We start from the raw sequence: 12,370 nt of genomic DNA on the forward strand, positions 1-12,370 counted from the left end.
TCAGGAGCCACCTTCAGAATCCCTTTCTGTCGATTTGGCAACTACTTGCCGAAGCCAACATGCGATTCCCCTGCCCTCCAGGGGAGGGTGAAGAGCACCAACATCGTCGCCTGGCTCAACCGCGTCGCCGCGCGGCCGTCGGTGAAGGCGCAATGGCGATCTTCTTATTCTCCCCTGGAGGGGGAGGATCGGTTCGCATGAAGCGATAGCGCAATGCGAACCGAGGTGGGGTGATCTCTCGACTCGGGCAGCCTTCAGGCGGAGAGACTTTCACCCCACCTCGCCGCTCATTGCATTCGCGTCGATCCTCCCCTCCAGGGGAGGATGAAGAAGGCCAAGTAGCTCGATCCCTCAAATCACCACCGGTCTATCCGGCAGTTCGTTCGGGCCGCCCTCGGCGTGCGGAAAATACTTCGCCAGCTCCCGCGACACCGCGGCGATGCCGTTGATCACGCCCTGTTCGAACCGGCTGGCCCGAAAGTCCGTTTCCATGGCGCGGCAAATCGCGTCCCATCCGGCGTGGCCGACCTTCGCATCAATGCCACGATCGGCGACGATCTCGACGTCGCGGTCGGCGAGCAACAGATAGATCAGCACACCATTGTTGTGATGGGTGTCCCAAATCCGCAAATGCGAGAACACATCGAGTGCCCGCTCCCGCGCCGGCTGATTGCGAAACAGCGGCACGCCGTCGAGCGCGCCCTCGACGACGAAACGGATCTGGCCCGAATGGGTGGCCTCACCCGCCTTGATCGCCTGCTCGATGGCATCGAGCACGCGCGGCGGAAACGCGCGCCGCACGCGCCAGCGATGCTCGATCAGATGCTTGCCGATGCGCTTGATGCTCATATCCCTACCAGCTCCCCGAGGCGCCGCCGCCACCGAAGCTGCCGCCTCCGCCGCTGAAGCCACCGCTGTCGCTCGAACTCGAGCCGCTGCTCCAGCCCCCGCCGGACCAGCCGCCGGAATAACCGCCGCCGCGCCGGTACGGTCCCGAGCCGGCCGCCGGGCTACCAAAATTCAAGCCGCCGAAGATCAGCGCCGCAACACCGGCGAACAGGCCGACCACCAGCGCGGTGGCGAGCGAGCCGGCCAGCATCCAGGTGAAGACGCCGACGATGCCGCCGGTCGCCACCGAACCCAACAGCCGCCCCAGCAGGCCGCGCAGGAAGCCTGCCACGATGATGACGCCGAAAATCACCATCGGGTTGGCGAAGTCGACGAGATTGGGCGCCTGCCAATGCTCGGGCTCCGGTGCGGGCAATTGCTCGCCATTGACCAGGCGGATCATCCGGTCGATGCCGGCCGAGATACCGCCGGCGAAATCGCCGGCCTTGAATTTCGGCGTGATGTCCTCGTCGATGATGCGATGGGTGACGACGTCGCTCAGCACGCCTTCGAGGCCGTAGCCGACCTCGATGCGCAGATGACGGTCGTTCTTGGCAACGACGAGCAGCGCACCGTCGTCGACCTTCTTGCGCCCGATCTTCCAGGCCTCGGCGACGCGGATCGAGAACTGCTCGATGGTTTCTTCGCCTGACGTCGGCACGATCAAGACCGCGATCTGGCTGCCCTTGCGGGTCTCCAGATCCTTCAGCCTGTCGTTCAGCGAGGCGACATCAGCAGCCGACAGCGTGCCGGTCTGATCGACGACGCGGCCGGTGAGCTGAGGTACTGCAACCTCGGCCCACGCCGGACACATGAAACCCAGCAGGAAAGCGAACAGGATGACGCGTGCGGCGGTCATCGCGGCGGGCGCCTGGCGGCGTTATTTCGACGGCGCAGGGGACGGCGCCGGATTGAAATCGACCTTCGGTGCGGTCGAGATCTCCTTCTCATTGTCGACCGTGAAGTTCGGCTTGTCCTTGTAACCGAACGCCATCGCGGTCAGGTTGTTCGGGAAGGTTCGGATGCCGACGTTATACTCCTGCACCGCCTTGATGTAGCGGTTGCGCGCCACCGTGATGCGGTTCTCGGTGCCTTCGAGCTGTGCCATCAGGTCACGGAACAACGCATCCGATTTCAGCTGCGGGTAGTTTTCGGTGACGACCAGGAGGCGCGACAGCGCGCTGGTCAATTCGCCTTGCGCCTGCGTGAACTTCTGGAATGCCGCGGGATCGTTGAGCACCTCGGGCGTCGCCTGGATGCTGCCGACCTTGGCGCGCGCATTGGTGACGCCGAGCAGCACATCCTTCTCCTGCTGCGCAAAGCCCTTCACCGAGTTGACCAGGTTCGGCACCAGGTCGGCACGCCGCTGGTACTGGTTCACCACCTCCGACCAGCTCGACTTGACCTGCTCGTCATTGGTCTGGATCGCGTTGTAGCCGCAGTTGGTCAGGCTCAAGGTCGCCAGCGCTGCCAGCACGGTCCAAAGCTTACGCATGAAGATGGTCCTCCCGGTGGATTCTTTCTCACGGTAACAGATTTCCGCCTGATAATCCCGTGGCGCGGATTTCGCGCGATCTTTTGCGGATGATGGCTCTTGCCTATCCCTCCCCGCGCCGTTCATCATGGCGAAAAAATCGATCGCGGGAGGATCCATTGGTGTCTGAACAATTCGAGACGATTGTCGTCGAGCGGCCCGACCCCGCGATCACGCGGATCGTGATGAATCGCCCTGAGGCGCGCAACGCCCAGAACCTGCAGATGACCTACGACCTCAACGCCGCCTTCGACCGGGCGGTGCAGGACGACGCGGTCAAGGTCATCATCCTCGCCGGCAATGGCCCGCATTTCTCGGCCGGCCACGATCTCAGGCCAGGGGCCAAGAATGAAGCGGGCGTCGATTTCCCGCCAGTCGGAAATTGGGGCGGCTTCGCCGAACCCAACGCGCATGGCCGCTTCGCGCGCGAGCAGGAGATCTACCTGCAGATCACGCGGCGCTGGCGCAATCTCGCCAAGCCGACGATCGCGGAGGTGCACGGCAAGTGCATTGCCGGCGGGCTGATGCTGGCCTGGGCCTGCGACCTGATCGTCGCGAGCCATGACGCCGAGTTCTGCGATCCCGTGGTGACGATGGGCGTCTGCGGCGTCGAGTGGTTCGTGCATCCCTGGGAACTCGGCGCGCGCAAGGCCAAGGAGATGTTGTTCACCGCCGACGTCTGGAGCGCCGACGAAGCGCATCGCCTCGGCATGGTCAATCACGTGGTGCCGCGCGGCGACCTCTCGTCCTTCGCGCTGGCACTGGCGCGCAGGATCGCCGCAAAACCCGCGTTCGCGCTGAAGCTGAGCAAGGAGGCGGTGAACCGCTCGATCGACATCATGGGGCAGCCCGCCGCGATCGATCAGGCGTTCGCGCTGCATCAGCTCTGCCACGCGCATAATCTCCAGGAATTCGGAATGGTGGTGGACCCCGCGGGTCTTCATCCCTCCGTCAAGAAAACCGCCAACGTGTAGACAGCCAGATGGACCTCACCCTCAGCGACGAGCAGCGCCTGCTGCGCGAAAGTGCCGACCGCTTCGTGGCGGAAACCTTCACATCAGAGCATCGCAAGAAGGCGGTGAACGATCCGCTGGGCTATTCGCCGGCGATCTGGAAACAATTCGCCGAGCTCGGCTGGCTGGCGCTGCCGATCGCCGAGGCCCATGGCGGGCTCGGCGGCGGCGCGATCGAGATCGGGCTGTTGATGGAAGCGTTCGGCCGTGGCCTCGTGTCGGAGCCGTTCCTCTCCACGGTCGTGATCGGCGCCGCGCTGGTCGCCGAATGCGGCACCGAAGCGCAGAAGCAGGCGATCCTGCCCAGGATCGCCGAGGGCGCGCTGACGCTCGCCTTCGCACATTCGGAGCGCGCCGCGCGCTTCGACCTCGCCCATGTCGACACGACAGCGACCAAGACCGCCGACGGCTGGCGGCTGAACGGCAGCAAGGTCGCGGTGCTCGACGGCGCGGCTGCCAACGAGATCATTGTTTCCGCTCGCATCGCCAACGCCAATGGCGCATCCGGCAAGCTTGGCTTGTTCCTGGTGCCGGCTGGAACGCTCGGCCTCACTCTGCGCGACTATGCGCGGCTCGGCGGCGGGCGCGGCTGCAATCTCGATCTCAGGGATGTGCAACTGCCGGCGGACGCGCTACTCGGCGATGGCAGCGATGCGCTGCCCGCGATCGAAACCGTGGTCGACCGCGCAATGGCCGCACTCGGCGCGGAAGCTGTCGGCATCATGCAGACGCTGCTCGACACCACGCTCGAATACACCAAAATTCGAAAGCAGTTCGGCCGGCCGCTGTCGGCCAATCAGGTGATCCGTCATCGCCTCGCAGATGTCGCGATGCAGGTCGACGAGGCGCGGTCGATGGCGCTGCGCGCGGCGTTGATGGCCAACGCCGAGCCGGTGGCGCGCAGCCGTGCCGCGTCCGGCGCCAAGGCGAAGATCGGCAAATGCGCGCGCTTCGTCGCCGAGCAGGCGGTGCAGCTGCACGGCGCCATGGGCGTCACCGAAGAGCTCGACATCGGCGCCTATTTCAAGCGGCTGCTCGCCTTCGATACGCTGTTCGGCGGCAGTGCCCATCATTATCGCCGCCACGCCGCGCTCAGCGGCCGCGCCCACGCGTAACGGAGAGCGCACCATGGATCTCACCTTCAGCGCCGAAGAACGCGCCTTCGAAAAGGAAGTCCGCGACTATATCGCCGAGAGTCTGACGCCGGAGATGAAGCGCGCCACCGCGCTGACGCCGTCGGTGTTCTCCGATCCCGACATCGGCATGGCCTGGCAGCGCGCCCTGCACAAGAAGGGCTGGGGCGCGCCGGGCTGGCCGGTCGAACATGGCGGGCCGGACTGGACGCCGGCGCAGCGCTGGATCTTCGAGGCCGAGTGCGCCCGCGCCGGCGTGCCGAATGTCAACGTGATGGGCGTGAAGATGGTCGGCCCCGTCATCATCGGCTTCGGCTCACGCGAGCAGCAGAACTTCTACCTGCCGCGGATCCTCTCCGGCGAGGACTACTGGTGCCAGGGCTATTCCGAGCCGGGCTCTGGATCCGACCTCGCCTCGCTGAAGACGCGCGCGGTGCGCGACGGCGACGACTACGTCATCAACGGCACCAAGATCTGGACCACGCATGCGCACCACGCCAACCGCATGTTCGCGCTGGTGCGCACCAATGAGGGCGAGCGGCAGCAGGACGGCATCAGTTTCATTCTCATCGACATGAAGACGCCTGGAATCACCACGCGCCCGATCCTGACCATCGGCGGCGATCACGAGGTCAATCAGGTGTTCTTCGACGACGTCCGCGTGCCCGTCGCCAATCGCGTCGGCGAGGAAGGCAAGGGCTGGACCTACGGCAAGTACCTGCTCGAGTTCGAGCGCGGCTCCGGCATCGCATCCGCCAAGCTGCGCGAGGCGCTGAAGACGATCACCGATCTCGCAGGCTCCGAGGTTACCGGCCGCGCGATCGAGGACCCTGACATCGCGATGCGGATGTCGGAGGTCGAGGTCGACATCGATGCGCTCGAGATGACCGAGCTCAGGGTGCTGTCGGCGCTGCAGACCGGGCAGAATCCCGGCGCGGTGTCGTCGCTGATCAAGCTCCGTGTCAGCGAAATCCGCCAGGCGGTGACGCGGCTCGGCGTCGACGTGATCGGCCAGGACGGCCTCGCCGTCGAGCCGGCGCGGCCGTTCTACCGGCTCAACCACGAGCCGGCGATCCCGGAAGAACTCCTGCCGGTGGTGCCGGAATATCTCAACGGCCGGGCGTACACGATCTTCGGCGGCTCGTCGGAGATCCAGCGCGATATCATCGCGAAGATGGTGCTGGGGTTGTAGCCCGCGTCCGGACGCGATCGCCTTCCCTTCACCCTCCCCTGGAGGGAGAGGGTCGACGCGACTGAAAGGAGCGGCGGGGTGGGGTGAAAGTCCCTCCTCGCGAACAGTGCCCGAGTTGAGAGATCACCCCACCCCGTCACGCATCTAACGATGCGTGCCGACCCTCCCCCTCCAGGGGAGGGTGGCAGCGCTTACGCCCCAGCCTTGGCGTCCTGGATCGCCTGCCAGATCTTCACCGGCGTCAGCGGCGTGTTGAGCTGGGTGATGCCGACCTCGCTCAAGGCATCCATCACGCCATTGGTGATGCAGGGCGGACCGCCGATCGCGCCCGACTCGCCGCAGCCCTTGGCGCCCAGCGGATTGGTCTTGCAGGGCGCGGAGGGATCGAGCGTCACTGACATCGGCGGAATGTCCGAGGCGCGCGGGATGCAATAGTCCTGATAGCTTGCGGTCAGCAGCTGGCCTTCCTCGCTGTAGGCGACGCCTTCGTACAGCGCCTGGCCGATGCCCTGGACAACGCCGCCATGCACCTGCCCGGTCACCAGCATCGGATTGACGGCGACGCCGACGTCGTCGACCGTGGTGTAGCGCACCACGCGCGTCACGCCGGTCTCGGGATCGATCTCGACCTCGCAGATATGCGTGCCGTTCGGCCAGCTCGGGCCGTCGACATTGCCTTCGCTCTCGACCGAGAGCTTGGCGCCGTTTTCATTCTTCGCGATCTCGAACAGGCTGATGCGCCTGTCGGTGCCGACCACGGTGAGGAAGCCGTCGCGATACTCGATGTCCCCGACGGAGGCTTCCAGCAAATTGGAGGCTTTGTCGCGCGCCTTGTTGATCATGTCGTTGGCGGAGACCGCAACGGCGGTGCCGCCCACGAACAGCGAGCGCGAGCCGACGCTGCCGAAGCCGGTGGCAAGATCGGTGTCGCCCTGGATGACGTCGATCTTGTCCATGGCAATGCCGAGCGTATCTGATATCATCTGGGTGTAGGTGGTGGCGAGGCCCTGCCCCATCGCCATGGTGCCGGAGTGCAGGACGACGCGGCCTTCGGCGGTCGCATGCAGCGAGACGTTTTCGGTGTGGGCGCGGCCGCCGGTCCACTCGATGTAGCTGGTCAGCCCGCGGCCGTAGAGCAGGCCCTTCTTCTTGGCTGCCTTCTTGCGCGCGGCAAAGCCGTTCCAGTCGGCCAAGTCAGAAGCGCGCTCCAGCATGTGCGCGAACGCGCCGGAGTCGTACACCTGCCCGACCGCATTGGTGTAGGGCAGCTGCGCCGGCTTGATGTAGTTGACCTTGCGGATGGTGCGCGGGTCCATGCCGATCTGGCGCGCGGCGGCATCGAACAGCCGCTCGACGATGAACACCGCCTCCGGCCTGCCGGCGCCGCGATAGGCACCGACCGGCGCGGTGTGGGTCATCACCGACTTCACCTCGAAATGCACCAGCGGCAGATCGTAGACGCCGGTCTGCACGAACGGGCCGAGCACCAGCGGAATGATGTTGGCGGTGCCCGACGAGTAGGCGCCGGTGCCGCCGATCGAGCGCACGCGATAGGCCAGCACGCGGCCCTTGGCGTCGAGCGCGAACTCGCCGGTCGAGGTGAGGTCGCGGCCATGGGTGCCGCCGACGAACTCGTCGGTGCGGTCGCCGCGCCAGCGGATCTTCTCGTTCAGCTTGGTCGCGGCATAGGCGACGATGCCGTCTTCCGGATAGAGGCTGGTCTTCTGGCCGAAGCCGCCGCCGATATCGCCGACCAGCACGCGCACGCTGTCCTTTGGCCGCTTCAGGATCGATTCCGCCAGGAGGTCGCGGGTCGAGCCCGGGGTCTGCGACTGCACATGGAGAATGAGCCGGCCGGTCTTCTTCTCGATCTCGGCAATGGTCGAGCGCGGCTCCATCGCCGACGGCACCAGGCGCTGGCTGATCAGGTCGAGCGACACCTTGTGCGCGGCGCTGGCGAAGGCTGCCTCGACCTTGGCGGCATCGCCATAGCTCATCGCGGCGACGATGTTGTCGGGCGCCTCCGGCCAGACCGCGGGCGCGCCGGGCTTGATCGCCTCGGCCGGATCGACCACTGAAGGCAACACCTCGTAGTCGACCTCGATCGCCTCCGCCGCCGTCTGCGCCAGCACGCGCGCGGTCGCGACCACGACCGCGACACCCTCGCCAGCATAGCGCACCACCTCATGCGCCAGCAGGCGCCGCGGCGGCACGGTCATCGGCGAGCCGTCGGGCCGCTTGAAGATCGCAAGCGTCGGCAGCGTGCCGATATCGTCCTTCACGAGATCGGCACCGGTATAGACCGCCTTGACGCCCGGCATCTCCAGCGCTGCCTTGGCGTCGATCGCCTTGATGTTGGCGTGGGCATGCGGCGAGCGCAGCACGTGCAGCCAGAGCGCGCCGTCCTGCGGCTTGTCGTCGATGAAATGCCCCTTCCCGGTGACCAGCCGCTGGTCTTCCAGACGCTTGACTGGCTGGCCCGCACCAAAACGCATATTGCCGGGAAGAATGTTCATCAGAGGGTCCTTGGATAGCAGAAATTTCGGCGGGTTTTAACGGATTTTCGGCGCGAGACAACACGCTGCCGTCATTCCGGGATGGTCCGCAGGACCAGACCCGGAATCTCGAGATTCCGGGTTCGATGCTCGCGCATCGCCCCGGAATGACGGGATGGTAAGAACGTACACAACGCGCAAGCCAGCTTCAGGCAAGATCGCGCAACGCCGCCTCGACCACCTTGCGCTGCTCGGCGGTGAGCGGCGCCTGCGGCGGCACCGGGTCGCCGACATCGTAGCCCTGGATCGCGAGCCCGGCCTTGATGCAGGCGGCGAGGTTGAAGCGGGCGAACGCCTCGTTGATGCGCCAGAGCTTGCGCTGCACGGTCATCGCGTCGTCCCAGCGGGCGCGGCGGCAGAGATTGTAGAGCTCGACGCTCTGCCGCGGGATGATGCAGGCCGGGCCGGCCATCCAGCCATGGCCGCCGATCAGCATCACCGCGGCCGGGATATGAGCGGACGCCGAGAACACTTTCAGGCTGTCGCCGCAGCGGTTCATGATCGACAGCAGCCGGCCGGTATTGGTCGAGGCGTCCTTGATGTAGCCGATCCGCGGGTGCTGGGCGAGGCGCGCGATGACGTCGAGCGTGAGATCGGAGCGCTGGAAATTCGGATTTGTGTAGATCACGACGGGAATATCGACCGCGTCGGCGATGGCGCGGAAATAGGCTTCCACCTGGGCATCGCTGAGCGGAAAATACGCCTCCAGGATCGCGAGAATGCCGGCAGCACCCCGCTTCTGATAGGCCTTGGCCTGCGCCACCGCGTCCACCGTCGAGGTCGAGGCGACGCCGGCCACGACAGGCACGCGGCCCTGCGCGGCCTCGATCGTGGTCGCCACCACCTGCATGCGCTGCGCATTGTTGAGATAGGCGAATTCGCCGGTCGAGCCGAGCGGCGTCAAGCCATGGACGCCGGCCTTGATCAAATCGTCGCAGAGCCGGGCCAGCACCTCGGTGCGGACATGGCCGGCGGGATCGACCGGAGACACCAGATACGGAAAGACGCCGTGGAAGTCAGCCATTTGCGAGCCTCGTTGACGGCGAGACATAATCGGGATCGTGCGCAAAGGGAAGCGGCTCGCCATTGCGCAGGGCGCCGAGCACCGCTGCAAAGTCGGTTACCGCGCGGAAGCCGAGCAGGCGTTCGGCCTTGCTCGCGTCATAGATCCGGCCGATCGACCCAGGCAGCCGCCAGCCGCGCTTTGTAAACAGCGCCGGTGCGTCGGGGAAATAGCGCCCGATCACGCCGGCCGCGTCGGTCTTCAGGTCCGCAACATCGCTGCGCGCAAGCGGTGTCGGCGCGCTGATCACGAAGACCTCGAATCCCCGGATCTTCTCCAGCGCCACGACATGGGCGTCGGCAGCGTCCTCGACCGTGAGGCGGCGGTACAGCAGCTCGGTCGCCTTCAGGTTCTCGCCATGGATGTCGCGGATGGTGTCGTCGTCCTCGGGGAAGAAGCGGCTGGTGCGCAGCACCGCGCAGTTCAGCCCATGCTCGCGGCTGTACAGCCGGCACAGCGCTTCGGCGGCGAGCTTTGTCACTCCGTAGATGTTGCGCGGCTCGAGCGGCCCCGAGGCCTCGTCGAGCCAGACCGCCGCATGGCCTTCCTCGTCGCGGATCGCCTGCGAGATCATCAGCGAGGTCGTCGAGGTGAACACGAAACGATCATGGCCGGCGGCCGCGGCCGCCTGCAGCAGGTTGAGCGTGCCTGATACGTTGACGTCGACAAAGGCCTGCGGCGCGAACCGCGCGATGTCGGGCTTGTGCAGCGCGCCGCCATGGATCACGGCCTCGATGCCATGATCGCCGAACACGCGGTCAACCACCGATCGCTCGGCCACCGAGCCGACGACATCGGTCGCCTCGCCTGCGACGACGTCGAGGCCGGTCACGTGATGACCGGCCTGTCGAAGCCGCGGCGCAAGGAAACGGCCGAGCCAGCCGGAGGAGCCGGTCAACAAGACGCGCATGAATTCCGCCCCGCCCCGCGCCTTCAGAACACCTTGGCGATCGCGGCCTGCGCGTCGCTTTGAATCTGCTTCAGATGATCCGGCCCGCGGAAGCTTTCGGCGTAGATCTTGTAGACATCCTCGGTGCCGGAGGGACGCGCGGCGAACCAGCCGGCCTCGCTCTCGACCTTGATGCCGCCGAACGGCTGATCGTTACCCGGCGCCTTGGTCCTGACCGCGCGCACGGGATCGCCGGCGAGCTCGGTCATGTTGAGCTGCTCGGGCCCAAGCGCCTTCAGCGCGTTCTTCTGCTTCGGCGTCGCCGCGACGTCGATGCGCTCGTAATAGGGCACGCCGAGCTCCGCGGTCAGCTCGTTAAACAATTCACTGGGATCGCGGCCGGTCTTGGCGATGATCTCCGCCGCCAGCAGGCCAAGGATGATGCCGTCCTTGTCGGTGGTCCAGGCCGAGCCGTCGCGCTTCAGGAACGACGCGCCGGCGCTTTCCTCGCCGGCAAAGCCGAAGCCGCCGCTGCCGAGCCCGTCGACGAACCATTTGAAGCCGACCGGCGTCTCGACCAGCTTGCGGCCGAGCTTCTTCGCCACGCGATCGATGATCGAGCTCGACACGATGGTCTTGCCAATCGCGGCATCCTTGCTCCATTGCGGCCGGTGCGCGAACAGATAGGCGATCGCGGTGGCGAGGAAGTGGTTCGGGTTCATCAGCCCGTTGGAGCGGGTGACGATGCCGTGGCGATCGGCGTCGGTATCGTTGGCAAAGGCGACGTCGAAACGGTCGCGCATCCCGATCAGGCTCGCCATCGCGTAGGGCGACGAGCAGTCCATCCGGATCTTGCCGTCCCAATCCGCGGTCATGAAGCGGAAGGTCGGATCGACCGCATTGTTGACGATGGTCGCGTTGATGCCGTAGCGCGCGATGATCGGCTGCCAGTAATGCACCGCCGCGCCGCCGAGCGGATCGATGCCGATCTTGACGCCGGCGGATTTGATCAGCGCGAGATCGACGGTGTTGCCGAGATCGGCGACATAGGGCGTGATGTAGTCGTGCAGATGCGTGGTCGCGGCCTTGCGCGCGCGATCATACGGCATCCGTGCGACGCCCTTGAGGCCGGCCTCGATATAGCGGTTGGCGTTCTTCTCGACCACCGCAGTGACGTCGGTGTCGGCCGGGCCGCCATGCGGCGGATTGTATTTGTAGCCGCCATCCTCCGGCGGGTTGTGTGACGGCGTGATGACGACGCCGTCGGCAAGGCCCGTGCTGCGGCCCTTGTTGTAGCTCAGGATCGCGTGCGAGATCACCGGCGTCGGGGTGTAGCCAACCTGCGCGTCGATCATGATCTCGACGCCGTTCGCCGCGAACACCTCGACCGCGCTGGCCAGCGCCGGCTCGGCCAGCGCATGGGTGTCGATGCCGATGAACAGCGGCCCGGTGAGCCCCTTCTCGCGCCGGTAATCGCAGATCGCCTGCGTGGTGGCGAGGATGTGGTCCTCGTTGAACGAATTCTTCAGCGACGAGCCGCGATGGCCCGAGGTGCCGAACGCGACCCGCTGGGTGGGATCGCTGGCGTCGGGCTTGCCGGCGAAATAGGCCGTAACAAGCCGCGGAACATTGGCGAGCGCTGAGGGATCGATGGGTTTGCCGGCGGCAGGATTTGGTGCAGTCACGTGACCTCTCAGATCTGGTATCGCCGACCATCAGCACAACGAGTGAGGCCGATGGCTTGATCGCTCGGCGTGCTACCATGGCGGCTTACGTTCAATCAAGCCGAGGGCATTTCGTTCCGTGCCGGCAGCGCAATCCGCTATTCGACGTCGATCTGCTGCACTTTCTCGCGCAGCTCGTCGACCAGCACCCGCTTGTTCTCGGTATAGTCGATCGGTACCACAACAAGGTGCACGCCGCCGCCGGAGAAGGCGCGCTCGAGCGTCGGGACGATGGCCTCCGTGCTCTCGATCCGCGAGCCCTTGGCGCCATAGCTTTCGGCGTATTTGACAAAATCCGGATTGCCGAAGGTGAGGCCGAAATCCGGGAAGTTGTCGACCGCCTGCTTCCAGCGGATCATGCCATAGGCGGAATCTTCCA

General features: G+C 65.7%; 11 protein-coding genes and 1 pseudogene. 4 read left to right on the forward strand and 8 right to left on the reverse strand.

The genetic code is table 11. The annotated features are described in order from the left end of the window. A pseudogene (locus tag QMZ05_RS38020) lies at positions 1-201 on the forward strand (hypothetical protein); the annotation flags it as partial. Between the two features lie 150 nt (positions 202-351). Here the strand turns inward: QMZ05_RS38020 and QMZ05_RS38025 are convergent. From QMZ05_RS38025 to QMZ05_RS38035, 3 genes are read right to left on the reverse strand one after another with little or no spacing between them, the layout of a single operon-like run. Beyond that, positions 352-849 carry a TPM domain-containing protein gene (locus QMZ05_RS38025; RefSeq protein WP_353705422.1) on the reverse strand — a complete coding sequence of 166 codons (498 nt, stop codon included), beginning with the start codon at positions 847-849 and terminating at the stop codon, positions 352-354. A 4-nt stretch (positions 850-853) separates the two neighbouring features. Beyond that, the gene (locus tag QMZ05_RS38030; protein WP_353705423.1) at positions 854-1,747 is read right to left on the reverse strand and encodes a YgcG family protein; all 894 of its coding nucleotides are present in this window, start codon (positions 1,745-1,747) and stop codon (positions 854-856) included. Positions 1,748-1,768: 21 nt separating this feature from the next. Continuing rightward, complete coding sequence (locus QMZ05_RS38035) at positions 1,769-2,383, reverse strand: LemA family protein (RefSeq protein WP_353705424.1); 615 nt, start codon at positions 2,381-2,383, stop codon at positions 1,769-1,771. A gap of 158 nt (positions 2,384-2,541) precedes the next feature. Here QMZ05_RS38035 and QMZ05_RS38040 point away from each other — a divergent pair, with 158 nt between their 5' ends. Genes QMZ05_RS38040 through QMZ05_RS38050 form a run of 3 tightly spaced genes read left to right on the forward strand, consistent with a single transcriptional unit; the run spans position 2,542 to position 5,760 of the window. Then, a complete protein-coding gene (locus QMZ05_RS38040) occupies positions 2,542-3,396 on the forward strand; it encodes an enoyl-CoA hydratase (protein ID WP_353705425.1) in 855 nt (284 codons plus the stop codon). An 8-nt stretch (positions 3,397-3,404) separates the two neighbouring features. Next, positions 3,405-4,550: an acyl-CoA dehydrogenase gene (locus tag QMZ05_RS38045; RefSeq protein WP_353705426.1), complete on the forward strand. Its 1,146-nt coding sequence runs from the start codon at positions 3,405-3,407 to the stop codon at positions 4,548-4,550. Positions 4,551-4,563: 13 nt separating this feature from the next. After that, entirely contained in the window at positions 4,564-5,760 is a 1,197-nt protein-coding gene (locus tag QMZ05_RS38050; protein ID WP_353705427.1) for an acyl-CoA dehydrogenase family protein, read from the forward strand. A gap of 191 nt (positions 5,761-5,951) precedes the next feature. On the opposite strand, the gene QMZ05_RS38055 is transcribed toward QMZ05_RS38050, so the two are convergent. The 5 genes from QMZ05_RS38055 to QMZ05_RS38075 form a co-directional block, all read right to left on the reverse strand. After that, positions 5,952-8,276 (reverse strand): xanthine dehydrogenase family protein molybdopterin-binding subunit, encoded by a 2,325-nt coding sequence (locus QMZ05_RS38055; protein ID WP_353705428.1) that lies wholly within the window; start codon positions 8,274-8,276, stop codon positions 5,952-5,954. Positions 8,277-8,463: 187 nt separating this feature from the next. Further along, complete coding sequence (locus tag QMZ05_RS38060) at positions 8,464-9,339, reverse strand: dihydrodipicolinate synthase family protein (protein ID WP_353705429.1); 876 nt, start codon at positions 9,337-9,339, stop codon at positions 8,464-8,466. After that, a complete protein-coding gene (locus QMZ05_RS38065; RefSeq protein ID WP_353705430.1) occupies positions 9,332-10,288 on the reverse strand; it encodes an NAD(P)-dependent oxidoreductase in 957 nt (318 codons plus the stop codon). Before QMZ05_RS38065 ends, QMZ05_RS38060 begins: the two co-directional genes overlap by 8 nt. Positions 10,289-10,311: 23 nt before the next feature. Next, the gene (gene pgm, locus QMZ05_RS38070; RefSeq protein WP_353705431.1) at positions 10,312-11,952 is read right to left on the reverse strand and encodes a phosphoglucomutase (alpha-D-glucose-1,6-bisphosphate-dependent); all 1,641 of its coding nucleotides are present in this window, start codon (positions 11,950-11,952) and stop codon (positions 10,312-10,314) included. Positions 11,953-12,089: 137 nt separating this feature from the next. Then, the coding region (locus QMZ05_RS38075) for a thiamine pyrophosphate-dependent enzyme (RefSeq protein ID WP_353705432.1) at positions 12,090-12,370 on the reverse strand (281 nt) is incomplete at its 5' end.

Origin of the sequence: Bradyrhizobium sp. INPA03-11B, from assembly GCF_040446015.1 — a bacterium.
In the GTDB taxonomy this organism is placed as follows: Bacteria; Pseudomonadota; Alphaproteobacteria; order Rhizobiales; family Xanthobacteraceae; genus Bradyrhizobium; species Bradyrhizobium macuxiense_A.

Excerpts from the sequence above, each read along its gene's own strand:
- QMZ05_RS38025 (WP_353705422.1), bottom strand. The coding sequence starts at position 849 with ATGAGCATCAAGCGCATCGGCAAGCATCTGATCGAGCATCGCTGGCGC.
- QMZ05_RS38030 (WP_353705423.1), bottom strand. The coding sequence starts at position 1,747 with ATGACCGCCGCACGCGTCATCCTGTTCGCTTTCCTGCTGGGTTTCATG.
- QMZ05_RS38035 (WP_353705424.1), bottom strand. The coding sequence starts at position 2,383 with ATGCGTAAGCTTTGGACCGTGCTGGCAGCGCTGGCGACCTTGAGCCTG.
- QMZ05_RS38045 (WP_353705426.1), top strand. The coding sequence starts at position 3,405 with ATGGACCTCACCCTCAGCGACGAGCAGCGCCTGCTGCGCGAAAGTGCC.
- QMZ05_RS38050 (WP_353705427.1), top strand. The coding sequence starts at position 4,564 with ATGGATCTCACCTTCAGCGCCGAAGAACGCGCCTTCGAAAAGGAAGTC.
- QMZ05_RS38055 (WP_353705428.1), bottom strand. The coding sequence starts at position 8,276 with ATGAACATTCTTCCCGGCAATATGCGTTTTGGTGCGGGCCAGCCAGTC.
- QMZ05_RS38060 (WP_353705429.1), bottom strand. The coding sequence starts at position 9,339 with ATGGCTGACTTCCACGGCGTCTTTCCGTATCTGGTGTCTCCGGTCGAT.
- QMZ05_RS38065 (WP_353705430.1), bottom strand. The coding sequence starts at position 10,288 with ATGCGCGTCTTGTTGACCGGCTCCTCCGGCTGGCTCGGCCGTTTCCTT.